This is a genomic window from Enterococcus sp. PLH-Efm8, assembly GCF_053011625.1.
Window position 1 is genome coordinate 1,257,735 of record NZ_CP172568.1, and the last position, 24,939, is coordinate 1,282,673.

24 protein-coding genes and 2 pseudogenes are annotated in these 24,939 nt (G+C 38.3%); 21 read left to right on the forward strand and 5 right to left on the reverse strand.

What is annotated here, in order from left to right; genetic code table 11:
• Positions 1 to 77: 77 nt before the first annotated feature.
• Entirely contained in the window at positions 78 to 1,013 is a 936-nt protein-coding gene (locus ACIFUW_RS06270) for an alpha/beta hydrolase (protein WP_002289735.1), read from the forward strand.
• 84 nt (positions 1,014 to 1,097) lie between these two features.
• Here the strand turns inward: ACIFUW_RS06270 and gap are convergent, their stop codons facing one another.
• On the reverse strand, positions 1,098 to 2,108 hold the full coding sequence (gene gap / locus ACIFUW_RS06275; protein ID WP_002289734.1) for a type I glyceraldehyde-3-phosphate dehydrogenase: 1,011 nt from the start codon (positions 2,106 to 2,108) through the stop codon (positions 1,098 to 1,100).
• 287 nt (positions 2,109 to 2,395) lie between these two features.
• On the opposite strand from gap, the gene obgE reads away from it, so the two are divergent.
• The 7 genes from obgE to ACIFUW_RS06310 all read left to right on the forward strand — a co-directional run bounded on the left by obgE (position 2,396) and on the right by ACIFUW_RS06310 (position 9,829).
• Positions 2,396 to 3,709 (forward strand): GTPase ObgE, encoded by a 1,314-nt coding sequence (obgE, locus tag ACIFUW_RS06280; protein WP_002296575.1) that lies wholly within the window; start codon positions 2,396 to 2,398, stop codon positions 3,707 to 3,709.
• A 220-nt stretch (positions 3,710 to 3,929) separates the two neighbouring features.
• Complete coding sequence (locus tag ACIFUW_RS06285) at positions 3,930 to 4,517, forward strand: hypothetical protein (protein ID WP_002295807.1); 588 nt, start codon at positions 3,930 to 3,932, stop codon at positions 4,515 to 4,517.
• A 176-nt stretch (positions 4,518 to 4,693) separates the two neighbouring features.
• A complete protein-coding gene (gene rnz, locus ACIFUW_RS06290; RefSeq protein WP_002295809.1) occupies positions 4,694 to 5,635 on the forward strand; it encodes a ribonuclease Z in 942 nt (313 codons plus the stop codon).
• On the forward strand, positions 5,632 to 6,420 hold the full coding sequence (locus ACIFUW_RS06295) for an SDR family NAD(P)-dependent oxidoreductase (RefSeq protein WP_002295810.1): 789 nt from the start codon (positions 5,632 to 5,634) through the stop codon (positions 6,418 to 6,420). The genes rnz and ACIFUW_RS06295 overlap by 4 nt, the downstream gene beginning before the upstream one ends.
• Positions 6,421 to 6,864, forward strand: coding sequence for a LapA family protein (locus ACIFUW_RS06300; protein ID WP_002303793.1), 444 nt, complete (start codon positions 6,421 to 6,423; stop codon positions 6,862 to 6,864).
• Positions 6,865 to 7,005: 141 nt separating this feature from the next.
• The gene (gene recJ / locus ACIFUW_RS06305; RefSeq protein ID WP_002340377.1) at positions 7,006 to 9,303 is read left to right on the forward strand and encodes a single-stranded-DNA-specific exonuclease RecJ; all 2,298 of its coding nucleotides are present in this window, start codon (positions 7,006 to 7,008) and stop codon (positions 9,301 to 9,303) included.
• 13 nt (positions 9,304 to 9,316) lie between these two features.
• The gene (locus ACIFUW_RS06310) at positions 9,317 to 9,829 is read left to right on the forward strand and encodes an adenine phosphoribosyltransferase (RefSeq protein WP_002295813.1); all 513 of its coding nucleotides are present in this window, start codon (positions 9,317 to 9,319) and stop codon (positions 9,827 to 9,829) included.
• A gap of 287 nt (positions 9,830 to 10,116) precedes the next feature.
• Here ACIFUW_RS06310 and ACIFUW_RS06315 read toward each other — a convergent pair whose 3' ends face one another.
• Both ACIFUW_RS06315 and lexA read right to left on the reverse strand, forming a co-directional pair.
• Entirely contained in the window at positions 10,117 to 10,335 is a 219-nt protein-coding gene (locus tag ACIFUW_RS06315; RefSeq protein WP_002297436.1) for a hypothetical protein, read from the reverse strand.
• 178 nt (positions 10,336 to 10,513) lie between these two features.
• Positions 10,514 to 11,137: a transcriptional repressor LexA gene (gene lexA, locus ACIFUW_RS06320; RefSeq protein WP_002296572.1), complete on the reverse strand. Its 624-nt coding sequence runs from the start codon at positions 11,135 to 11,137 to the stop codon at positions 10,514 to 10,516.
• Positions 11,138 to 11,283: 146 nt separating this feature from the next.
• Here lexA and ACIFUW_RS06325 point away from each other — a divergent pair, with 146 nt between their 5' ends.
• The 11 genes and pseudogenes from ACIFUW_RS06325 (at position 11,284) to ACIFUW_RS06375 (ending at position 21,150) form a co-directional block, all read left to right on the forward strand.
• A complete protein-coding gene (locus ACIFUW_RS06325) occupies positions 11,284 to 11,535 on the forward strand; it encodes a DUF896 family protein (protein ID WP_002295816.1) in 252 nt (83 codons plus the stop codon).
• A gap of 101 nt (positions 11,536 to 11,636) precedes the next feature.
• Positions 11,637 to 13,634, forward strand: a complete 1,998-nt coding sequence (gene tkt, locus ACIFUW_RS06330; protein WP_002337707.1) for a transketolase — start codon at positions 11,637 to 11,639, stop codon at positions 13,632 to 13,634.
• A gap of 245 nt (positions 13,635 to 13,879) precedes the next feature.
• Positions 13,880 to 13,963, forward strand: a pseudogene (locus tag ACIFUW_RS06335) (glucosaminidase domain-containing protein); the annotation flags it as partial.
• A 162-nt stretch (positions 13,964 to 14,125) separates the two neighbouring features.
• Positions 14,126 to 14,530 (forward strand): IS200/IS605-like element ISEfa4 family transposase, encoded by a 405-nt coding sequence (tnpA, locus tag ACIFUW_RS06340; protein WP_002287522.1) that lies wholly within the window; start codon positions 14,126 to 14,128, stop codon positions 14,528 to 14,530.
• Between the two features lie 16 nt (positions 14,531 to 14,546).
• Positions 14,547 to 15,695, forward strand: a complete 1,149-nt coding sequence (gene tnpB, locus ACIFUW_RS06345; RefSeq protein ID WP_002287525.1) for an IS200/IS605 family element RNA-guided endonuclease TnpB — start codon at positions 14,547 to 14,549, stop codon at positions 15,693 to 15,695.
• Between the two features lie 159 nt (positions 15,696 to 15,854).
• Positions 15,855 to 16,651 (forward strand): annotated as a pseudogene (locus tag ACIFUW_RS06350) (glucosaminidase domain-containing protein); the annotation flags it as partial.
• Positions 16,652 to 16,790: 139 nt separating this feature from the next.
• Positions 16,791 to 17,717: a cysteine synthase A gene (gene cysK / locus ACIFUW_RS06355; RefSeq protein ID WP_002296093.1), complete on the forward strand. Its 927-nt coding sequence runs from the start codon at positions 16,791 to 16,793 to the stop codon at positions 17,715 to 17,717.
• Between the two features lie 235 nt (positions 17,718 to 17,952).
• Positions 17,953 to 18,399 carry a Fur family transcriptional regulator gene (locus ACIFUW_RS06360; protein WP_002289542.1) on the forward strand — a complete coding sequence of 149 codons (447 nt, stop codon included), beginning with the start codon at positions 17,953 to 17,955 and terminating at the stop codon, positions 18,397 to 18,399.
• Between the two features lie 271 nt (positions 18,400 to 18,670).
• Entirely contained in the window at positions 18,671 to 20,023 is a 1,353-nt protein-coding gene (locus tag ACIFUW_RS06365; protein ID WP_002337704.1) for an NADH oxidase, read from the forward strand.
• Positions 20,024 to 20,193: 170 nt separating this feature from the next.
• Complete coding sequence (locus ACIFUW_RS06370) at positions 20,194 to 20,481, forward strand: DUF5960 family protein (protein ID WP_002296094.1); 288 nt, start codon at positions 20,194 to 20,196, stop codon at positions 20,479 to 20,481.
• 225 nt (positions 20,482 to 20,706) lie between these two features.
• Positions 20,707 to 21,150, forward strand: a complete 444-nt coding sequence (locus ACIFUW_RS06375; protein ID WP_002289545.1) for a MarR family winged helix-turn-helix transcriptional regulator — start codon at positions 20,707 to 20,709, stop codon at positions 21,148 to 21,150.
• Between the two features lie 5 nt (positions 21,151 to 21,155).
• Here ACIFUW_RS06375 and ACIFUW_RS06380 read toward each other — a convergent pair whose 3' ends face one another.
• Positions 21,156 to 22,340, reverse strand: a complete 1,185-nt coding sequence (locus ACIFUW_RS06380; protein WP_002296096.1) for a tetracycline resistance MFS efflux pump — start codon at positions 22,338 to 22,340, stop codon at positions 21,156 to 21,158.
• A gap of 267 nt (positions 22,341 to 22,607) precedes the next feature.
• Between ACIFUW_RS06380 and ACIFUW_RS06385 the strand changes: the two genes are divergently transcribed.
• Both ACIFUW_RS06385 and nth read left to right on the forward strand, forming a co-directional pair.
• Positions 22,608 to 23,306, forward strand: a complete 699-nt coding sequence (locus ACIFUW_RS06385; RefSeq protein ID WP_002289610.1) for a DnaD domain-containing protein — start codon at positions 22,608 to 22,610, stop codon at positions 23,304 to 23,306.
• A 6-nt stretch (positions 23,307 to 23,312) separates the two neighbouring features.
• Complete coding sequence (gene nth, locus ACIFUW_RS06390) at positions 23,313 to 23,990, forward strand: endonuclease III (RefSeq protein ID WP_002296097.1); 678 nt, start codon at positions 23,313 to 23,315, stop codon at positions 23,988 to 23,990.
• 125 nt (positions 23,991 to 24,115) lie between these two features.
• Here the strand turns inward: nth and ACIFUW_RS06395 are convergent, their stop codons facing one another.
• A complete protein-coding gene (locus tag ACIFUW_RS06395; protein WP_002289611.1) occupies positions 24,116 to 24,649 on the reverse strand; it encodes a hypothetical protein in 534 nt (177 codons plus the stop codon).
• Between the last annotated feature and the right edge of the window lie 290 nt (positions 24,650 to 24,939).

Consider the following 24,939-nt stretch of genomic DNA (forward strand, 5'->3'; position numbering starts at 1 on the left):
GAACATTGCATAGTAGAGATTCTTTGATTATACTAATTCAAGGTTATATGAAAAAAGAGAAATGAGATGGATGATTTATGAAACTTTGGATGAAAATCCTTTTAGGCGTCGCTTTAGCTCTGATTGTTGCGTTAGTGTTTGCAGGGAATTATTTTTATAATTATGCTGTTGTGCCTTCTGAGAAAGACTTTTTAGACGAAGATACACCTGGTACAACACAGACATCCAAAGAAACGGATGCACATAAATGGTTTAGTTCAAAAGAAAACCGAAGCGATTGGACCATCACTTCAAAAGACGGTCTGAAATTATCAGCGATTTATCTTCCTGCTGAAACGAAAAGTGAAAAAACAGCTCTTGTGGCTCATGGCTATATGGGAAACGCTGAAACGATGACCAATTACGCAAAGATGTTTCATGATATGGGTTACAATGTCCTTGTTCCTGATGCAAGAGGACATGGAAAAAGCGAAGGGGATTACATTGGATTTGGATGGCCAGAGCGTAAAGACTATGTACAGTGGATAAACAAAGTGCTAGAAAACAATGGAAAATCGCAAGAAATCGTTCTATACGGTGTCAGCATGGGAGCAGCAACAGTTATGATGACTAGCGGAGAAAAACTACCAGATAATGTGAAAGCAATCATTGAAGATTGCGGTTATTCTTCCGTTCATGATGAGCTTGCTTATCAGCTAGACGATATGTTTAGTCTTCCAGCATTTCCGCTTATGCAAGTAACGAGTCTAGTGACAAAAGTCCGTGCTGGCTACTTTTTCGGTGAAGCAAATGCAGTGGAACAATTGAAGAAAAACCAGCGCCCAATGCTCTTTATACATGGAGACGAAGATACATTTGTACCATTTGAAATGTTAGATAAGGTCTATCGTGCAACGAAGGGACCAAAAGAAAAGTATGTTGTAAAAGGAGCCGAGCATGCGGAAGCATACAAGACAGATCCTGAAAAATATCAGCAAGTAGTCCAACAATTTTTAAGCCAATATGTTCATTGAACGAGTTTAAAAGTAGGGGATGAAAAGAAAGAAGCCTTTGACTGGATCCAGTCAAAGGCTTCTTTTATCGATTGATCTATCAAATTACAAGTTAGCGAATTTTTCTAGTAAGCGAATCATTTGGCAAGTAAATCCATACTCATTGTCATACCATGCAACAGTTTTAACAAGTTGGAAATCACCAGCAGTTGTTACTTCTGTTTGCGTTGGGTCAAAGATCGAACCTTGAGTTGTTCCAATGACATCGCTAGAAACGATTTGACGGTCATCATACCCGAATGAAGGATTGTCAACTGTGTGTTTTTTGATTGCTTCGTTTACTTGATCAGCAGTTACTTTTGTTTTCAATACTGAAACCAATTCAGTTAATGAACCATCAACGACTGGAACACGTTGTGCGTGTCCTTGTAATTTTCCTTGTAGCTCAGGGATAACTAAGCCGATTGCTTTCGCAGCACCAGTAGAATGTGGGATAGTATTGTCAGCAGCTGAACGAGCAGCACGCAAATTACCGCCTTTTACAGGTCCATCTAAGAGCATTTGTGTGGAAGTGTAGGCATGAACTGTTGTCATTGTACCAACTTCGATCCCAAATTCATTATTTAAGAAATAAGCCATAGGTGCTAAACAGTTTGTTGTACATGAACCTGCTGAGATGATTTTGTCGTTTTCATCTAATGTATCATCATTGACGTTATAGACGATGGTTTTCATAGCACCAGCTGGGGCAGAAATAACTACTCGTTTGACACCAGCATCTAAATGCGCTTTTGCTTTTTCTTCAGATGTATAAAAACCAGTACATTCTAGTACGATATCTACACCGTTTTCTTTTGCCCAAGGGATTTTGCTTGCGTCGGGTTCTGCATAAACACGAGTTGCTTCGCCATCCACTACGATTGAGTCTTCTGTTGCAGTAACTGTGCCAGGATAAGTACCATGAGTAGAGTCAAATTGCAATAATTGTGCTAACATAGTTGGACTTGTTAAGTCGTTGATTGCTACTACTTCAATATCATCTGAGACTTCTTTGATGCGGCGGAAAGCCAGACGGCCAATACGCCCAAATCCGTTAATACCTACTTTTACTGTCATATCAAAAGTTCCTCCTTTATTAGGGGTGCTGTGAAACGGCATCCTCAATTAATACAATTAATACACTGTTATTCTGCTACGCAAAGAATATTTTGTCAAAAAATTATACTTGGTAGCAGAAAAAAGGTTGGAAACCTTACCAAATGATAAAAAAAGAAGAAGGTAAACAATCTTTTTGCTGAAATGATAGACAAAATCAGATTTCACCGATAAAATAAGTAAGACTTTTGTTTATTGTGGAAATTCAGGCAGTCAAATAAATAAATGAATAATAGGAGGACTTAATTATGTCCATGTTTTTAGATCAAGTAACGATCGATGTGAAAGCTGGCAAGGGCGGAGACGGAATGGTTGCATTTCGTCGCGAAAAATACGTTCCTGACGGCGGACCGGCTGGCGGAGACGGTGGTCGTGGCGGCGATGTCATCTTGATCGTCGATGAAGGGTTACGTACATTGATGGATTTTCGGTTCAATCGCCATTTCAAAGCGCAGCCAGGTGAAAATGGGATGAGTAAAGGGATGCACGGTCGTGGTTCAGAAGATACCTATGTTAAAGTACCACAAGGAACCACTGTCCGAGATGCGGAGACTGGTGCTCTTTTAGGAGATTTAATTGAAAATGGTCAAACACTAGTTGTGGCAAAAGGTGGACGCGGTGGACGAGGGAATATCCGTTTTGCCTCTCCTCGGAATCCTGCACCGGAAATTGCTGAAAACGGCGAACCAGGACAAGAGCGAAAAATCGAACTAGAATTGAAAGTATTGGCAGACGTTGGACTTGTAGGTTTTCCATCTGTCGGGAAATCGACTTTACTATCCGTTATTTCATCTGCTCGTCCAAAAATCGGCGCTTATCATTTCACGACGCTCGTCCCTAATCTAGGAATGGTTACTACAAGTGATGGCAGAAGTTTTGCCGCAGCAGACTTGCCAGGCTTGATTGAAGGAGCTTCGCAAGGTGTTGGGCTGGGTACACAATTCCTTCGTCATATCGAAAGAACACGAGTAATTTTACATGTGATCGATATGAGTGGGATGGAAGGACGAGATCCTTATGAAGACTATCTTGCCATCAACAAAGAATTATCTACTTATAACTTACGCTTGCTAGAGCGTCCGCAAATCATCGTGGCAAACAAAATGGATATGCCGGATGCACCGGAAAATCTAGTGAAATTCAAAGAACAGCTGAACAAGGAAAAAGAAGATGAATTTGCTGATGACATCCCAGTATTTCCAATTTCTGGAGTGACTCGACAAGGATTGGACGCGTTATTGAATGCTACAGCAGATTTGTTAGAAGTAACGCCAGAATTCCCATTGTACGAAGAAGAACTGGAAGAAGAAACTGTACACTATGGATTCAATCCAGAAGGTCCTGAGTTCCAAATCGATCGTGATTCAGATGCAACGTGGATCTTATCTGGTGAGAAGATCGAAAAATTATTCCAAATGACGAATTTCGATCATGATGAAACAGTGATGCGTTTTGCTCGTCAATTACGTGGTATGGGTGTGGATGAAGCTCTTCGGGCACGCGGTGCGAAAGATGGCGACCTTGTACGTATCGGTGAGTTTGAATTTGAATTTGTCGAATAGGCAAGCAAATAAAAACAAATACCAAAAAATATAGATTCAGATTTAAGGGAGGTTGTGACAGAAGTGATCAGCTTCAAGAACGCCGTTTATTCGGAAAAAGGAGCTGTGATACGACTTTTGTCACAGCCCTATTTTATTGGAAAAAAAGAGTGCTTTTCTTTTCTTATTTTACAATTAAAGGTAAAATAAATAACAAGAAGGTATGAAAGGGGCGTTTTTAATGAGCAAACGAGTAATCATTTTAAATTTTCAAGTAGAAAGCCAGGCATATCAGGCATTTTCAGAAATCAAAAAGTTACATGCTGTTCGTTCGATTAAAGGAGAACAGATGGCAGTTGTCAGCCATGATCCTAATGGGACACATCAATTCAAAATAGAAGATTTTATCGACTTTACCGGTAATAACAAATCTTCTACGGGTGGATTAATCGGAATGTTGGTTGGTGTATTAGGTGGTCCGCTAGGGATTTTATTAGGATGGTTTGCCGGAGGAATGATCGGTGCGACACAAGATGCCAAAGAAATAAAAGATGCCCAGACCGTGTTCGACTTTGTAGGAAATAAAATCGGTGAAGGAGCTACAGGACTGATCTTGATTGCTGATGAAGAGGACAATCGCCCACTGAATCAATTGGTAATGATGGAATTAGGCGGAGAAATTACCCGCTTGGATTATGAAGATGTCGAAAAAGATGTGCATGATGCGAAAGAAGCTGAAAATCATGCGAAAGAAGCTGCACAAAAGACTTGGAAGGACAAACATCCGCAAACTTCCAACGACAATGAAAGTTCTGGATCTTCAAATTAATAAAAAACAGCAGAGGATCTCAAACGGGTTCGCTGCTGTTTTTATAGTAATTTTCAAAGAAAACGCTATCGCTTTAGAACGTTATTTTTAATTTGAACCCATTCTCGACTTACGGTTGATTATCCCTTCTTTTTACCCTAAAATTAAAGAGGAACTTAAAGAAAGTCAGGTAGATTATGGAATTACAATTTTTAGGAACAGGTGCAGGTGTTCCTGCAAAACATAGAAATGTGACAAGTATAGCATTGAAACTTTTAGACGAGCGCAATGAAGTTTGGTTGTTCGACTGTGGCGAAGGCACGCAAATGCAGATTTTGCGAACGACTATTCGTCCGAGAAAAATCGGTAAAATTTTTATTACACATTTACACGGCGATCATATTTTTGGACTTCCCGGGCTCATCAGCAGCCGGTCATTTCAAGGTGGGGATACGCCATTAGAGATTTACGGGCCAAAAGGGATAGAGGAATACATAAAAGTCTCTTTAGGTATTTCGCAAACGCGTTTAAGTTATCCGCTGAAATTCATTGAGCTAAATGAAACAGCCCCGATTTTTACTGATCAGCAATTTTCTGTTTATACAAAAAAACTAAATCATGGGATCGACAGTTTTGGTTATCGTGTGGTTGAACATGATCATAAAGGAGAATTGCAGGTGGATCGTCTAAAAGAATTAGGTATTCCAGCTGGACCACTGTACGGCAAACTGAAGCAAGGTGAAACGATCCAACTAGAAGATGGGCGGACGATCAATGGAAAAGATTTCGTAGGTCCAGATAAAAAAGGACGAATCGTGACTATTTTAGGCGATACGAGAAAAACACATAATTCCGTTGTGCTTGCGGAAAATAGCGATATTCTGGTACATGAAAGCACATTTAATAAAGATGAAGCAAGAATGGCGCACAACTATTTCCATTCCACGACTCATCAAGCTGCTGAAGTTGCAAAAGAAGCGCAGGCAAAACGGCTGCTACTTACTCATATCAGTGCGAGATATTTAGGAAAAGCAGCTTTAGAGCTTGAAAAAGAAGCACAAGAAGTGTTTGAAAACACGACGATCATGAAAGATTTTGATAGCATTGAGATTCCATTTCGCGAGGAGGAAGAGGCATGAATTTAGAAGATAAAGTTGTTTTAGTAACAGGTAGTTCAGGCGGTCTGGGCGCACAAATCTGTTATGAAGCAGCAAAGCAAGGAGCAATCGTTATAAGTTGCGCACGAAGAATGGCATTTGTAGAAGGTGTCAGAGACGAGTGCAGACGCTTGAGCGGCAAAGAGGCTTATGCTTTCAAGGTAGACGTCAGCAATCCTGAAAGCGTGGACGAATTATATGAAAAGGTGATGGAAGAAGTCGGGCGCGTCGATATTCTGGTAAACAATGCGGGTTTTGGGATTTTCGAAGACTTCCTTACATTCGACCTTGGAAAAGCATACGATATGTTTGAAGTCAACATCTTAGGAATGATGGTTTTGACACAAAAATTTGCGATCGATATGGCAGAAAGAAGACAAGGTCATATCATTAATATCGCGTCTATGGCTGGAAAAATGGCAACTGCAAAATCAACGGTTTATTCTGCCACGAAATTTGCAGTCCTTGGCTTCTCCAACGCTTTGCGATTAGAATTGAAACCACTTGGCGTAGCTGTTACGACAGTGAATCCAGGTCCAATCGAGACAGATTTCTTCGATAAGGCTGATCCAAGCGGAAGCTATTTGGAAAAAGTCGGACAAATCGTTTTAGAACCTGCCAAGTTGGCAAAAATGATCGTCCGCAATATGAGACATCCAAAACGGGAAATCAATCAACCGTTTATTTTAGAAGTTGCATCAAAATTTTATACGCTGTTTCCAACGATTGGTGATTATTTAGCCAGCGGAATTTTTAACAAAAAGTAGGTGAAGGAATTGAAAAAGCAAAGCAATGTGATTCTTGGATTTGTTTTAGTTTTGATTATTGTTCTTTTTGCTGTATTGAACAATAAAAATGTTCCTGTAAGTTTTGGCTTCACTTCCTTTTCTGCGCCATTGATCTTAGTGATCATCGGTTCTGCGCTGATTGGTGCACTGATTGTATTTTTGACTGCTTCGGCAACACTATGGCAGCAAAAAAAGCAAATCAAACAGCTGACTCAGGAAATGTCAGAATATCAAACAGAACTTCAAAAGAAAATTGAAGAAGCAAAAGAAGAACAGCAACGCGAGTTTAGAAACGAACGTGCGGAGTTGGAAGCTGCTTATCAGGCGGAGTTACAAGCGAAAACCGCACAAATCAGTCAATTGAAAGCGCCGGAAGAACAAAAAACTCAATCGCCCAAACAAAGCTTCAATTATTTTGACTAATAGGGATATTTCATAAATGGTCGTACAAAAGATCAGGTCCTGCTGAACATCTGTCTAGCGGATCTGATCTGTTTTTATTCTTTCTTTCTGCTTTTTTTTGCTGATTTCCTTTGCTATAATAACTAAGTTAGGAGTGAGAAAGTGAGACAAGCAAATTTTGATTGGAAGTTAAGCGAGACAGAGCCTTCTGAATCCTTTCTCCAAATGATCCGTGAACTGAAATTATCTCCATTTGTCGGTAAGTTACTGTGGCAAAGAGGTTACCATGAGGAAAAGGATATCAACCGATTTTTACATCCAAAGGAACAAGAATTACATGATCCGTATCTGATGCACGATATGGATAAAGCAATCAGCCGAATCCAAGAAGCTGTAATCAGTGGAGAAAAAATCCTCGTTTACGGTGATTATGACGCAGATGGGATCACCAGTGCAACGGTAATGAAAGAAACACTGGAATTACTTGGTGCAGAAGTAGAAGTATTCCTGCCAAATCGATTTGAGCATGGGTATGGACCAAACCAATCTGTATACCAAGAAAAGATCGAAGAAGGAATCCAGTTGATCATCACTGTTGATAACGGGGTAGCAGGAAATGATGCGGTAGCATACGCTCAGCAAGCTGGTGTAGACGTGATCATTACAGATCATCACGAACTACCTGAGAATTTACCAGACGCTTATGCGATTGTTCACCCTCGTCATCCAGCGGGGCACTATCCATTTCCAGATTTGGCAGGAGTCGGAGTAGCATTCAAAGTAGCTTCTGCATTATTGGAAGAACCGCCTGTAGAATTTTTGGATTTAGTAGCGATAGGAACGATCGCCGATTTAGTTTCATTGACTGATGAGAATCGAATCCTTGTTTCATTAGGAATCAATGCCATTCATCATTCAGAACGGATAGGACTTCAGGCGCTATTTGAAGAAAGCGGCGTAAAAATGAGGGACGCAGACGAAACAACGATCGGTTTTTCGATTGCTCCCAGACTAAATGCAATCGGTCGGATGGGCGATCCACGTCCTGCCGTCTCGTTACTTGCGACGTTTGATGAAGAGGAAGCATCCGTTCAAGCAAAAAAATTGAATGAGATCAATGAAGAAAGAAAAGCAATCGTAGAGCAGATAACACAAGAAGCATTAGCGATGGTCAATAAGGAGAATCATATCCATCTATTGGTAAACCGAGGATGGCATGAAGGCGTTTTGGGCATTGTTGCTGGGAAAATAATGAATGAAACGGGTAAACCAACGCTTGTCCTTACTTTAAAAGAAGATGGATCAGCTAAAGGATCTGGACGTAGTATTGAAGCCTTGAATCTTTTTGAAATGCTTGACCAGATGCGAGATTTATTTACTTACTTCGGAGGACATCATGCAGCAGTCGGTTTAACGATGCCAAGTGAAAATGTCACTATACTACAGGAGAAGATGAACCAATATATAGTCGATCATCAAATTGACTTGATGAGAGGGCCTGAGTTGAGAATTGATGAAGTATTGCTGCCAAATGAAGTAACAGTAGAGCGAATTGATGAGCTGAAACTATTGGCGCCATTTGGTACGGATAATCCTTTGCCTCAGTTTTTATTTCGACAAGTCCAAGCAGAAAATATCAAAAGAATCGGAGCAAACCAACAGCATCTGAAATTTGTCCTTTCCAATGCATCGAGTCAGCTTGATGCGGTCGCTTTTGGTTTTGGTACTCAAGAAGAAGAACTGCTGAATAATCAGGTAGATGTGGTAGGAAAGCTTTCGATCAATGAATGGAACGGGCGTAAGAAACCGCAGCTGATGGTATCTGATTTTTCTGTGGGTGGTCTGCAAGTATTTGATTGGCGGGCAAAACGTTTCCGTGAACAGAGCCGAACGTCGGAAGGTAGCCTTTATTTAGCATTTGATTCTTCTACGTTGAAATTCGTGCCTGAGATTATCCAGGAAGCTGCGATTGTTTTCGAAGGACTAGATTCTGTAAAGGCAATAATTGAAAAAAGAAAACCGAACTCTCTAGTTATTATGGATTGTCCAGATGATTTAGCGGATCTGAAAGAAGTTTTTCGGTCTTATTCATTCAATCGTGTTTATCTGATGGGGATTTCGCCTGATGAGGCCTATTTGAATGGGGTAGGCACAAGAGAACAGTACGCAAAATTGTTTAAACTGATCCATTCTCAAGAACGAATTGATATACGTCATAAAATAAAAGCAATAGCTCAATATTTGCGTATCCCTGAAAAATTATTAATTTTTATGATACAGGTGTTTTTTGAATTGAAATTTGTTACAATAGAGAACGGTGTTTTACAAAAAGTCGCTAGCCCAGAAAGTCATCCTTTGACTGAGAGCAGATTATACCAGCGGCGGCTCAATAAAATCAAAGTTGAGGAATTTTTGCTTTTGAGCGATATTCCTACCATAAAGAAATGGTTAACAACCTAGGAGGAAACAAAGAGTGGATTTAAAAGATTATATTGCCAGTATTCCCGACTATCCGTCAAAAGGAATTGTGTTTCGAGATATTTCCCCACTGATGGCAGATGGTGACGCTTATCGGGAAGCTACGAAGCAAATCGTAAATTATGCAAAAGAAAAACGAATTGATATGGTAGTTGGGCCAGAAGCCCGTGGATTCATCGTAGGATGTCCTGTTGCTTATGAGTTAGGAGTCGGTTTTGCCCCAGTCCGCAAAAAAGGGAAGTTACCTCGAGAAACCATCGAAGTGACTTATGGATTAGAATATGGAACAGATACATTGACATTGCATAAGGATGCCATTAAACCAGGTCAACGTGTGCTGATTTGTGACGATTTGCTAGCTACTGGAGGAACAATCAAAGCGACGATCGAACTGATCGAACAATTAGGCGGTGTAGTCGTAGGCTGCGCATTTTTGATCGAATTGATGGATCTCCATGGACGCGACAAAATCAAAGGATATGACATCATTACATTAATGGAATATTAAGCAGAAAAAAGAAGCTATTCTTGATGTTATTCTTAAAGAAGCGATTTTAAAGCGACCCTCAAAAGTCAGATTCTCTATCTGACTTTTGAGGGTCGCTATTTTTTTATAAATGGAAACAAGCAAAGACCAGTAGAAGTTTAAAAAATCACTTTTTCCGCAATTTGACTTAATACCGAAAAACTGGCTTTAGAACACCGTTTATTCGAAAAAAGGATGTGACCGATTTTTGTCACACCCCCGTAAAAGTTTAACTTCTTGTCTTTTGAATAATTAGCAGTCAATCCTTATTATGATTGCCTGGATCTGTAGTAGGGCTCATGATAGAAATGATCTTCATGAATTCTGCGCCGCTCAGATTGACGGTACTTCTTTTCATCCCACAACATGAACCACAAAGTAAATAACGGAACAAACACAAGTAAAGCTGGACGTATGCCGAAATTACCAATAATAATACCTAAAAACAAAACAGTTAATACTAAGCCAAGACGTCTCATTGATTTCATGAATTCTCACCTCGTTAATTTATGCGAACAATTGTTCGTATATTTAGTATACGAATATTTGTTCGGTTTGTAAAGAGGGAAGTGATAAAAATTTGAAAGAAGAAGAACCCGGGCGAAAAAAGAGTTTGAGACCATCGTCTCAAACTCTTTTTAAAAAGTTTTCTTTTATTAGTAGCAATTAATAGATATGACTACGATAAAGTCCTACTACTCGTCCTAATATAGATACTTGATCTAAGATGATTGGTTCGAGCAAGTCGTTTTCAGGCTGCAGACGGAAAAAGTTTTTTTCTTTATAGAATCGTTTGCAAGTCGCTTCGTCCTCGGCAGTCATTGCAATGACAATATCGCCATTTTGAGCAGTTTCTTGCTTCCGAACGATCACGTTGTCACCATCCAAGATCCCAGCATTGATCATACTATCTCCACGAATTGTCAGCATAAAGAGACTGCCTTCTTCGGAAGAAAGATTAGGAGGGATTGGAAAGAAGTCTGAAGCATCCTCTACTGCTAAAATGGGTTCTCCAGCTGTTACGACGCCAAGTACTGGAATAGTTGTTGGACGAATCCCAATCTTTTCTAAACCTTGTTTTGTCAACTCGATTGCACGAGGTTTCGTCGGATCTCTTTGGATAAACCCTTTTTTTTCAAGCCGTGCAAGATGACCGTGAACAGTAGAAGTAGAAGAAAGCTGAACAGCTTCCCCGATTTCACGGACAGTCGGCGGGTATCCTTTTTGGGTTACTTGTTCATGGATATATCGTAAGACTTCGATTTGTCTTGATTCAGTTTGTCGGGCCACAAGGTACACCTTCTTTCACTTGATAAATAAATAGTACCATATAAAAAGCGCTAAATCAAACGAATGTTCGTATTTTATTTAGTTTATCTAGTTGTTTTTTTTTCAGTTTTTATATAATATGAAGGAGAGTAAAAGGAGGGCTGAGCATGCTGTCACCTGAAAAAATAGAGAGGATCAATGAACTTGCACGTAAAAAGAAGGAAAATGGTCTCTCAAAAGCCGAAGAACAAGAACAAATCAACTTACGCAAAGAGTATTTGGAAGCTTTTCGTTCCGGTATGCGTCATCATATCGAAGGAATGAAAGTCGTCGATCCTGAGGGCAATGACGTGACCCCGGAAAAATTAAAAGAAATCCAAAAGAAAAAAGGCTTACACAACCGAAATGACAACTTTTAGTAAAAAATACTGAAAAAGATTGCTTTTTCGTGTGACATCTTATAGAATGAAAGTGTAAGAAATAAAGGTAAAAAAAACCTAAATTAATAGGAGGGGTTATTTTGTTTGACAAAATTGACCAACTTGGCGTTAACACAATTCGTACATTAAGTATTGAAGCAGTCCAAAAAGCAAACTCAGGACATCCTGGATTGCCGATGGGCGCAGCACCTATGGCATATGCGTTATGGACAAAACACCTGAAAGTAAATCCAACGACATCAAAAAACTGGGCTGACCGCGACCGTTTCGTTCTTTCGGCAGGACATGGGTCAGCAATGTTGTATAGCTTGCTTCATTTAGCTGGCTATCAAGTGACAATCGATGATTTGAAACAATTCCGTCAATGGGATTCTAAAACACCAGGACATCCTGAAGTACATCACACAGATGGTGTAGAAGCCACTACAGGGCCATTAGGACAAGGGATTGCAATGGCTGTCGGTATGGCAATGGCAGAAGCGCACCTTGCAGCAACGTATAACAAAGAAAACTTTAATGTGATGGATCACTATACGTATGCAATATGCGGTGACGGAGACTTGATGGAAGGGGTATCTCAAGAAGCAAGTTCGATGGCAGGTCATATGAAACTAGGGAAATTGATCGTTTTATACGATTCAAACGATATTTCACTAGACGGTCCAACTTCAAAAGCTTTCACAGAAAACGTTGGTGCTCGCTATGAAGCATATGGCTGGCAACATATCTTAGTGAAAGACGGAAATGACCTAGAAGCAATCTCTAAAGCGATTGAAGAAGCAAAAGCTGAAACAGACAAACCAACATTGATCGAAGTAAAAACAGTCATCGGCTATGGTGCTCCTAAAGAAGGAACATCTGCTGTTCATGGTGCTCCTATTGGTGAAGATGGCATCAAGATGGCTAAAGAAGTTTATGGTTGGGAGTATCCAGATTTCACTGTTCCAGAAGAAGTAGCTGCCCGCTTCCATCAAACGATGATAGAAGAAGGACAAAAAGCTGAAGATGCATGGAATGAAATGTTTGCCAATTATAAAAAAGCTTATCCTGAATTAGCACAACAATTTGAAGATGCTTTTGATGGCAAACTACCAGAAAACTGGGATGCAGAATTGCCAACTTATGAAGTTGGAAGCAGTCAAGCAAGCCGTGTTTCAAGTAAAGAAGTCATCCAAGAATTATCGAAAGCTATACCAAGCTTCTGGGGTGGTTCAGCGGACTTGTCAGGTTCCAATAATACAATGGTGGCTGCAGATAAAGATTTCACTCCTGAACATTATGAAGGACGCAACATCTGGTTCGGTGTCCGCGAATTTGCAATGGCTTCGGCTATGAATGGTATCCAACTTCATGGCGGAACTCGTATCTACGGTGGAACATTCTTTGTCTTTGTCGATTATCTAAGACCAGCAGTTCGTTTAGCAGCAATCCAACATACTCCTGTTGTTTACGTCTTAACACATGACTCGGTTGCTGTCGGAGAAGACGGACCAACGCACGAACCGATTGAACAACTAGCATCTGTTCGCTGCATGCCTGGTGTTCAAGTGATTCGTCCGGCAGACGGAAATGAAACACGTGCTGCTTGGAAAGTAGCGATGGAGACAACAGATGCGCCTACTATCCTTGTATTGAGTCGTCAAAACCTTCCAGTATTGCCTTCTACAAAAGAAGTAGCAGATGAAATGGTGAAAAAAGGCGCGTATGTTCTTTCTCCATCACAAGGAGAAACACCAGAAGGTATTTTGATTGCAACAGGTTCTGAAGTTGATTTGGCTGTGAAAGCTCAAAAAGAATTGGCTGAAAAAGGCAAAGATGTTTCTGTTGTTTCTATGCCAAGCTTTGACCTCTTTGAAAAACAATCTTCTGAATATAAAGAAAGTGTACTTCCTAAATCAGTGAAGAAACGTGTGGCTATCGAAGCTGCTGCATCATTTGGTTGGGAACGCTACGTAGGAACAGAGGGCGCAACGATTACAATCGATCATTTCGGTGCATCTGCCCCTGGCACTAAAATTTTAGAAGAATTTGGATTTACAGTAGAAAATGTCGTGAATACGTACAATCAACTATCATAGATCCAAGCAATTGTTTGACTGATAAGAACAGCTGTCTGCAAGTTGGAGACAGCTGTTCTTTATGTGTTAGAAGAATAAATCAATATTACTTTTCGTTTTCGGCTATGTTACATTTAAATGACAAAACAAAGAATTCTTCGGATTAGTTTGTGTTTCTTGAGAATTAAAAGTATAATTTAATTAATTAAGTTTGTTTTAAGAAGAGAACTTTTTATTAAGTTTTTTTATTTTGAGGAGGAATTTGAATGCAAGAGCTGAAGACCCGCAGTGCCCGACACCATAGACCTAAAAGAAAAATGGTGATCAATAAAAAAGCGATTGCTCCTTTAACAGAATTAGGCAGAAGTCGCCCATCCTCTATAGGTGGGTGATGAATGCCGTTCGGTATGAGGGTTACCGTTGGTAACTCGAAGACCGACAACTAAGGCGTATTGCCTTTTTATTTTGTCCCATGTTACAATCAGTCTATACAAGAAATGAGTTGATATAACATGGAATTAGATACAAATAATCATTCAGTATTTCTTCTTTATTACCACCTTGTTTTAGTAACGAAATATCGTAGACAAGTGATTGATGATGAAATATCTGATTATGCCAAAACTACTTTTGAAAGAATTTCAGAATCGTATCACATTACTTTAGTGGAGTGGAATCATGATAAAGACCACGTTCATATTATGTTCAAAGCTCAACCTAAAACAGAATTGACAAAATTCATCAATGCCTATAAAAGTGCCAGCTCAAGATTGATAAAACGTGACTTTCCAAGAGTCAAACAATTTCTTTGGAAAGAAATGTTCTGGTCTAAAAGTTTTTGTCTTCTGACAACTGGTGGCGCACCAATTGATGTGATTAAGAAGTATATCCAAAATCAAGGAAACAATCATAAATAGAAAGTAGGTGAACTTTATGGAACAACTAAAAGCATACAAATTCAGAATCTATCCAACAGAGGAACAAGAAATCTTCTTTGCCAAATCTTTTGGTTGTGTCCGTAAGGTCTACAATCTAATGCTTGATGACCGAAAAAAGGCGTATGAAGAAGTTAAAAATGATTCTTCTAAAAAAATGACTTTTCCGACACCAGCTAAATACAAGAAAGAATTTCCGTTTTTGAAAGAAATTGATAGCCTTGCTTTAGCCAATGCCCAACTTAATTTAGATAAAGCATACAAGAATTTTTTTCGGGATAAATCCGTTGGATTTCCACGTTTCAAAAGTAAGAAAAATCCTGTTCAGAGTTATACAACGAATAATCAAAATGGTACAGTTGCTTTGATTGATAGTAAATTCATCAAAGTTCCTAAATTGAAGTCATTAGTAAGAATTAAGCTTCATAGACAACCAAAAGGGATTATCAAATCTGCTACAATATCACGTCATTCTAGCGGTAAATACTATATTTCTTTGTTGTGTAAAGAAGAAATTATCGAATTACCTAAAACTAATTCCACAATTGGTATTGACTTAGGTATTATGGACTTTGCGATTCTTTCTGATGGACAAAAAATTGATAATAATAAATTCACGTCCAAAATGGAAAAGAAACTAAAGCGTGAACAACGCAAATTGTCTAGGCGTGCTTTATTGGCTAAAAATAAAGGTACCAATCTATTTGAAGCTAAAAATTATCAAAAACAAAAACGCAAAGTAGCTAGATTGCATGAAAAAGTAATGAATCAACGTACTGATTTTCTGAATAAGTTGAGTACAGAAATGATCAAAAATCACGATATTATCTGTATTGAAGACTTAAACACAAAAGGTATGTTGCGAAATCATAAATTAGCTAAAAGTATTTCTGATGTTTCTTGGTCAAAGTTTGTGACTAAATTACAATACAAGGCTGACTGGTATGGACGAAAAATCATCAAAGTAGATAAATGGTTTCCGTCTAGTCAGATTTGTTCAGAGTGCGGACATAAAGATGGCAAGAAATCTCTTGAAATTCGAGAATGGACTTGTCCTGTTTGTCATACTCATCATGATCGTGATATCAATGCTAGTATCAATATTCTGACCGAAGGTCTAAGACTACATTCTATGGGATTGGCTTAGATCCAATCATCAAGAACCGTAGGAACTACGGGGATAGCTTGGTAAATAAGAGACACCGCTGTTAGTAAAGAAATACGCTATCAAGTATGCTCTATTCCCAAGAAGCTCCCACTTCAAGCGTTAAGAACCGTCAGGTTTAGCTAAGTGGTGAGTAGTTCACTTGGAACGAGTCTTTTAGTTGGGCCGATGATGGTTACAGCGGTACCGCAACATGTTCATGCAGATGAACAAGGATCTCAAACAGTTGCTGATCCTCAAGCGTTTATCGATCAAATCGGCTGGTCTGCGTCAGAAGTTGCTGCAAGTAATGACTTGTATGCTTCAGTCATGATCGCTCAAGCGTTGTTGGAAAGTGCATATGGCACTTCCGGATTAGCTAGTGCGCCAAATTATAATCTATTCGGTGTGAAAGGAAGCTATAACGGACAGGTCGTTTATATGGCAACCAAAGAATATGTAACGGACAATGGGTAACGATGAATGAACCATTCCGAAAATATTCTTCTTATTGGGAATCCTTCCAAGACCATGCGAATGTTCTTCGTTCAACCAGTTTTTCCACGGGCGATTATCATTATGCTGGCGTGTGGAAAAGCAATACAACAAGTTTTTATGATGCAACAGCGTACTTGACAGGTCGTTATGCTACCGATCCAAATTATGGGGCCAAATTGAACTCATTGATTAATACTTATAATTTAACCCGTTTTGATACGCCATCAACAGGTTCGGCTACCACAAGTACAACAACAACGACTACTACGACGACTTCAACGTCATCATCTTCAACAACAGATGTAAATACAAATAATGGTCAGACATATACAGTCGTGTCAGGTGATACGCTATGGGATATTGCACAAAAATTTGGCATGTCTGTTGATGATCTAATGGCGAAAAATGGCATGTCTATGTCCAGTTATTCTTTATTAGTTGGTCAAGAACTAAACGTTTGATTTAGATAAAAAGGCAAAGAAACTACCATATATGGTATATCTTTGTCTTTTTTTTGCTAGTCAAAGACGAATCACTCGCCATAAATGAACAGATTGTATTATGATAAGTAAGAAGAGCAAAGACAAGGAGGAATTGAAGATGACAGCTATCTATAACTCAGTCACCGAATTGATTGGCAAAACGCCAATCGTCAAATTAAATAAAATCGTACCAGAAGATTCAGCAGATGTTTTTGTAAAGCTTGAGTTTTTTAATCCAGGAGGAAGTGTAAAAGATCGTATTGCTTTAAGTATGATAGAAAAAGCAGAACACGATGGTCTACTGAAACCAGGTGATACTATCATTGAACCTACTTCTGGAAATACAGGAATCGGATTGTCGATGGTAGGAGTTGCAAAAGGATATAAAGTAATCATCGTGATGCCTGAGACGATGAGTATCGAAAGACGTTTATTGATGAAAGGGTACGGCGCAGAGTTGATTTTGACTCCTGGTGCGGATGGTATTTCTGGATCAATCAGAGAAGCAGAACGTTTGGCAAAAGAAAACGGCTACTTTTTACCATTACAATTTGAAAATGAAGCAAATCCTCTTGTGCATGAGAAGACGACTGGTCCTGAGATACATCAAGCATTTGGAGTAAATGGCTTGGACGCGTTTGTTGCAGGTATCGGTACAGGAGGAACGATCACTGGCGCTGGCCGAGAATTAAAACGTGTGTATCCGAAAATCGAATTAATCGGGGTAGAACCAGCAGAATCTGCTATTTTAGAAGGGAAAGAAGCGGGACCTCACAAAATCCAAGGAATCGGTACAGGTTTTGTTCCTAAAACACTGGATACTTCTGTGTATGATAAAGTCCTTTCTATTAGTGGAGACGAAGCGATGGAAACAGCTAGAGAAGTTGGGCGAAAAGAAGGGATTTTAGTAGGCATCTCATCTGGCGCTGCAATTGCTGCCGCGCTAAAAGTCGCAAAAGAATTAGGAAAAGGCAAGAAGGTATTAGCTGTGGTTCCCGACAATGGTGAACGTTATTTATCTACAGCCCTTTACCAAGAGATATAAGGCACTTGGTTTTTCTCCAGATAGGTTTATGTAAAAAACTTTTAAAGATGAAAAGAACACACAAAAATTTATGATGAGAAAAATTATTTGAATAGAGACGTAAAATAGTGAACGCGACTGTTTTACGTCTTTTTTCATTAAAATACAATAAAATTGAATTTTCTTTTCATGTTAAGTGGATTTTAAAATGTAAAAATAGTATGATAAGACGAGAATAACAACGTGGGGTGTTTACATGGAAAATAAGTTAGTCGAAGAGGTTATCGAAAAGTTAAAAAAAGAGAACATTCGAATCACACCTCAACGGTACGCGGTTTTAGAATATTTGATTGAACATCATTCCCATCCAACGGCTGATGAGATTTATAAAGCACTTGAACATCGGTTTCCAAATATGAGTGTTGCGACTGTTTACAATAACCTTCGCTTATTTACTTCGATTGGATTTGTTCAAGAAATGAAGTACGGCGATGCTTCTAGCCGATTTGATTTCAGTTCAAAGCGTCATTATCATGTAATTTGTGAAAACTGCGGTAAGATTGTTGATTTTCATTACCCAGGGCTTGAAGATATAGAAATGGCTGCGAGCAGACTGACTGATTTTGAGATTAATGAACATCGGTTGGAATTGTATGGACTCTGTCCGGATTGTAAAGAGTCAGCAAAAAAGGCGCAAATGTAAAAACAGTTTCTATAAGTGTTATACCTAAAAAAAGCTAGCTGTGTAAAAAAACGCTAGCTTTTTTATTTTTTTGTCTTTTATTCACAATCTTAGATATCAAAGTGAATATTATCACAATAAGAATCTTGTAGATATTGGGTTCTTATGCTTGAAAAGGAATGAAACTACAAACAAACCTTTGTGAATTCACAAGCATTAAACTGTTGTATCCGTTTTATTTCTGTTATAGTAGTTTTGTCGAAGGACAAAATGTTAATCGGAGGGACCATAAATGAAAGTAGTAGTAATTGGCTGTACTCATGCAGGTACTGCAGCTGTAAAAAGTATTTTAAAAAATCATCCAGAAGCAGAAGTGACAGTATATGAAAGAAATGACAATATTTCTTTCTTATCTTGCGGTATCGCACTTTATGTCGGCGGAGTAGTAAAGGACCCAGCAGGCTTGTTCTACTCAAATCCTGAAGAATTATCTTCATTAGGAGCAACAGTTAAAATGGAACACGATGTAACAGACGTCGATACAGAAAATAAAACAGTAACGGCAAAAGATCTGAAAACAGGAGAAACAGAAACGGTTTCTTATGATAAATTAGTGATGACAACTGGTTCATGGCCTATTATCCCACCGATTAGTGGAATCGATGCGAAAAATGTACTCCTATGCAAAAACTACAATCAAGCAAATGAAATTATTGCACAAGCGAAAGAAGCAAAACGTGTAGTAATTGTTGGTGGTGGATATATCGGTATTGAATTAGTAGAAGCTTTTGTCGAATCTGGAAAACAAGTGACATTGATTGATGGATTAGATCGCATCTTGAATAAATATCTAGATAAACCATTCACAGATATCTTAGAAAAAGAATTGACAGACCGCGGTGTTACTCTTGCGCTAGGCGAAAATGTTACTGAATTTATCACAGATGAAGAAGGAAAAGTGAAACAAGTAGCTACACCAACAGATACATTTGATACAGATATGGTCATTTTATGTGTGGGCTTCCGTCCAAATACAAAACTGATCGAAGGAAAAGTAGATACACTGCCAAACGGGGCAATCAAAGTGAATGAATACATGCAGACAAGTGATCCAGACATTTTTGCAGCTGGAGACTCTGCAGTAGTCAACTACAATCCAAGTGGCACGCAAAACTATATTCCTTTGGCAACAAATGCCGTTCGTCAAGGTTTACTTGTGGGAAATAACTTGACAGATCATAAAATGGCGTATCGTGGTACTCAAGGAACTTCAGGACTTTACCTATTTGGCTGGACGATCGGTTCGACAGGTGTGACCAAAGAAAGCGCAACTTTGAACGATCTAGAAGTCCAAGCGACTGTATTTGAAGATAATTATCGTCCAGAGTTCATGCCAACTACTGAAAAAGTAATGATGGAGCTAGTCTATGAAAAAGGAACGAATCGTATCGTAGGTGCTCAGTTCATGTCCAAATACGACATTACACAATCAGCAAATACCATGTCTTTAGCTGTTCAAAATAAAATGACTGTAGAAGATCTCGCACTTTCAGATTTCTTCTTCCAACCACATTTTGACCGCCCATGGAATTACTTGAACCTACTTGCACAAGAAGCGCTAGGCGAAATCGAAACTGCACAATAAAGAAAAAGGGTTGTGACACAATTTTGTCACGACCCTCTGTCTTTTTTTGTGAAAAGTACAATTAGTTGTCTTTCTTCGAATTTTTTGTCACAATAAGCAGCAAAGATAAAGCTGTTACATAAAAGAACAAGCAGCTTTATTTGATTTTGAAAAGAAAGGTGAGAAAGAAGATGAATAAAGAATATTTTGTCCAACAAGATGCATTTTTAGAAGATTATAAAAGTGCTTCGAAGAAATTAACGATCAATATTGATGAGTTGGCAGATCAAGTACTCTCTCAGTTGAATGAAACGCAAGAGGAATATTACACGATGCCAGCAAATGACGCCAAAGATAATGTTTCTCATCGTTTTCCTTTCAGTAGACGCATCTACTCAGATGAAAATGACGGCACATTGAATACAGAGTACACATATGAAGGTCAGCCATATGTGCTAGAAACTGATGATGATCTTTAAAGACAGTTTTTGAAAAGGCCGCTCATCCTTAAGTGATGACAAAAAATCATCACAATTACCGATGACTGTCTCTTTACTATCTTTTAATCAGAAAAAGGGGTTATGACAAGCTTTGTCAACCCCTTTTTTTCTTGGTTTCAGATTGGGTTTTCCTACAAAATATTTTTATCTTTGTTGAATAGGAAACAAAAAAACAATATAATGAAAGAAAAAGAAGGTGTAGAAATGGATAAAAGACAACTGCTAATAGAAGAATATCTGGATTTAGCTAATGAGATTATTCATCGTAATAAACCAGAAATGGAAAAAGAATTTGCAGGATTTACTCTAAATGAACTAGAAGTGATTGAACATATCGGGAAAATCCCTGATCCTAACGTGACAAAATTAGCGAATGCTAGTTACATGACTAGAGGAGCCATCAGTAAGCTAACAAAAAAACTGATAGCTAGAGGGATCATAAACACTTATCAAAGCGAAGAGAATAAAAAAGAAATCTATTTTCAATTGACGCCAATCGGACAAAAAATAAGGAATAGACACGAGCAACTCCATCAAAAATGGGTACAGCGAGATGCTACTGTATTTGAAAATATGTCAAAAGAAGAATTTGACACAGTATTTCGTTTTATCGGTCGATACAGAGAATTTATACGAAGTAGCAAATGAAGCTACTATTTTTTATTGTAGTGATAATAGGCAAAAATCATAAGCAAAAATCCGAATACCGTCGGAAGAAATGGTGCTGCAGCATAAAGCTGTCCTGCGATTAGCGGGCCGATGACGCGCGATAGAGATTGTATACTTTGGGTACCGCCCATTACAAGACCTTGCTGGTTATCTGAGACAGAATTGGATAGTTGGCCATTGAATACAGGAGTAAAAATAGAATCACCGAAACCATAACAGATAATCCCAAATAAAAACAAAATCGGCAGTAGAAGAATTCCAGATAATGTGATGAATAGATAGGCGAGGATTTCACTGAACATCCCTATTCTTGTGATCTGCTGTTCTGAAAATTTTTTGAGCAATCGAGGCATAATGAACAATTGCGAGACAGTATCCAAGATTCCAATCAAAGAGAAGCTTAAACCAACCAACCCAGCCTTCCACTGAAAGGCGTCAATCGAAAATTGAGAAAAGATAGATTGAAGAGAGCCAGCTGCCAACCAAACAGCAAAACCTGCTGTCAATAAAGGAATAACGGATGAAATCTTGAATAATTGTTGTAATTGGTGAAAAGGTCTTACATGGGAGAAACTTAAATCTACTGAACGTTTTTTTATTGGAAGGCTTTCTAGCATAAATGTGTAGCCATAAACGGCATTTAAGAAAGTAAAGAGTGCTCCAATAAATATAGGAACAGAATTCCCCAACTCAGCTAATAGACCCCCTATAATAGGACCCAGCGTTGTTCCTATACCGACTAAAGCACCCATCCATCCAAAAACTTTGGTTCTTTCATTAGGTTCCGTGATGTCGGCAAAGTAAGCATATAAGGTGGAGATTTCTCCTGCCGTCAATCCTTCAATGATACGACCAAGGAACAACATCCATATCGAATTTCCTAAACCAAAAAGCAAATATCCGATACTTGATCCTAATAAACTGATAATAAGGATCGGATGACGCCCAAAATGATCACTTAAGCTACCGAGAATGGGGGCAGATAAGAAGGCAGCTAGAGCATAAACAGACATGAGCAAAGTGATATAGAAAGCTTGCTGATGTATGGAGTGAGAATAAGGCAGCGTTAAAAACGGAAGTACAGGACTGACGATAGTAAATCCTAATCCAGTGAATAAGACAGAGACGTATCCAAAAACTTTAGAATGTTTATTTGTGAAACTGTACATGTAAAAACTCCTTTATGCAATAATGTTAACTTGGAAACAAAAATAGTGTATAGTAATTTTGTTTCCTTGTCAACATTCTAAGGAACAGCGAAATCTACTTAATTTATTTATTCCGAAAAGTGAAGATACGCATCAAAAACATGAACAAACAAAAATCAAGTAGACGACATTGTAAATCTGACCGATCAGTGAAGTAAATAGAAAAGAAACCTGTTCTTGCTTCCCATGTTTTTTTTACGTATACTGTGATTGAGCGGAGGAGAAATCATGTTGAATTTAGAAAATTACTTAAGCGCTGGACAAACAGTCATATCTAATCTTTTACTTAAAAATTATCATAGGATCGGTCTACAATCTGAAGAATTTTTATTTGTTCTACAGTTGCATATGGCACAGCTTGAAGGAGATACTTTCCCTGATTTGCAGATGATTGCTATGGATATGGGAATCAAACAAGATCAGATTTTTCAAATACTGGATCGTCTCGTAACAAATGGATTTATCAAGATAGAAACGACGATTGTCAACGGTAAAAAAGCAGATCGATATAATCTTTACCCCATCTATGATCTATTAGGTGAGTATTTAAAAACACAAGAAAAAAAATACGAAGAAAAAACACAAGAAAAAGAAATCCAGTCAGTGTATCAATTATTTGAACAAGAATTTGGACGCCCGCTTTCTTCGATCGAGTTCCAGCGGATCGGACAATGGCTAGAAGAAGACCATTATCAGCCGGAAATTTTGAAGCTAGCACTGCGGGAAGCCGTATTAAATCAGGCTTATAGTTTTAATTACGTTGACCGCATTTTGCTATCGTGGGAAAGAAAAAATCTACGTACAAAACAACAAGTGGAAGAAGACCAAAAACGAAGAAAACAGCAGCTTCTTCAAAGAGAAGTAGAACAGTCAGCTCAACAAGAAGAATTGCCGAAAGTCTCACTGAAAAATTGGTTGGAGGAGTAGCGGAATATGTTAAGCAAACAAAAAACAATGGAAGCTCTAGAAACGATGTATGGAATGTTTCCCGAAGCACATGGAGAACTCAAGCACAATAATCCATTTGAGTTATTGATTGCAGTGATCTTAAGTGCCCAGGCGACAGATGTATCAGTGAATAAAGCAACGCCAGATTTGTTTGCCTCTTTTCCGACACCCGATGCGTTAGCAGAAGCTTCAATCGATGAAATCATTCTTAAAATAAAAACGATTGGTTTGTATCGAAATAAAGCAAAAAACATCAAAGCGTGTGCACAGCAGCTGATTGAACGTTTCGATGGGCAAGTGCCAACGTCAAGAGAAGAATTGATGTCTCTTCCTGGTGTAGGCAGAAAGACAGCAAATGTCGTATTGGGGGATGCATTCGGGATACCAGCAATCGCAGTAGATACCCACGTGGAACGTGTCTCAAAACGCCTGAGGATCTGCAAACTAGATGCTACGGTCATGGAAGTAGAAGAAACACTGATGCGGAAAGTACCACAAGAATTATGGGTAAAGACACATCATACACTGATTTTTTTTGGTAGATATCATTGCACGGCAAGAAATCCCAAGTGCGAGGTATGTCCTTTGCTATCAATATGTCAAGATGGGAAAAATCGGATGCGTCTAAAAGAAAAGGCGCTAAAAAAGAAACCACGCCTGTAGACGTGGTTTCTTTAATTGCAAATAAATGTATGAATTATCTTGTTATTATGGAGAAAAGCTGTTTCGTTTATCTTTTTTGCATGAAAAAGTAAATGTACATACTCAGTAGCTAGGATGGTAACTTATTACAATTTATTGCGATAAAAATAAAAGTTGTTATTTTTATTGGGAAAATACCCGATGTAGAAAATAATGCCTTCCAATATACCTATAAAATAAGTCCAGTATTCCAAAGGATTATATAAATAAGTGACGTATCTATCTAAAGGTGTAATAAAAATGATAAGTGATAATAAAAAAATACCATTTATAACTAAACATAAACTAATGGATTTGGGCGGTTTCAGGCTCATCAGAAAAATATAGATTCTGGTGAACAACAACCATAAAAAAGTGAGAATCATTGCATGAGAGCTTCTTTCCATAAATTTTCCTTTAAGAGTAGTGCTTAAAAGTACAGAAAAAATAATAAATGCAAGGATAGGAGCAATTAAAGTAAATTTATTTAATAATAAACAAAATTTTTCAGCTTTTTTATTCTTGGAATAACGAGGTATTGTTTTCGATAAAAAAAGATGGTGCAGACAAATTATGATAATTAAGCATACTATCAGATAACTCAAAATGAAGCCTTCTTTCAAAAAATTATTCAAAACCATATATTGTATTTTTTATTTGATAATAACAATGGGATTATTAAGAAGTGGCACTAAATAAAAGACTAGTGTGTATTTAGCCGATTTAATTATAAACAAGTAAATGGATAAAGTATATGTAATGATAAAAGAAAAATGGATTTTCTAATTTTTAAGCTAAATGTTAGATCACACATGTATATGCTGGATAGTCTTATAAAAAATCATGTAATACAGCTTGGTACATGATTTTTATTTGTAGCTGTTTTTTACATAGACACAAAAAAGAAACCACGCTTGTAGACGTGGTTTCT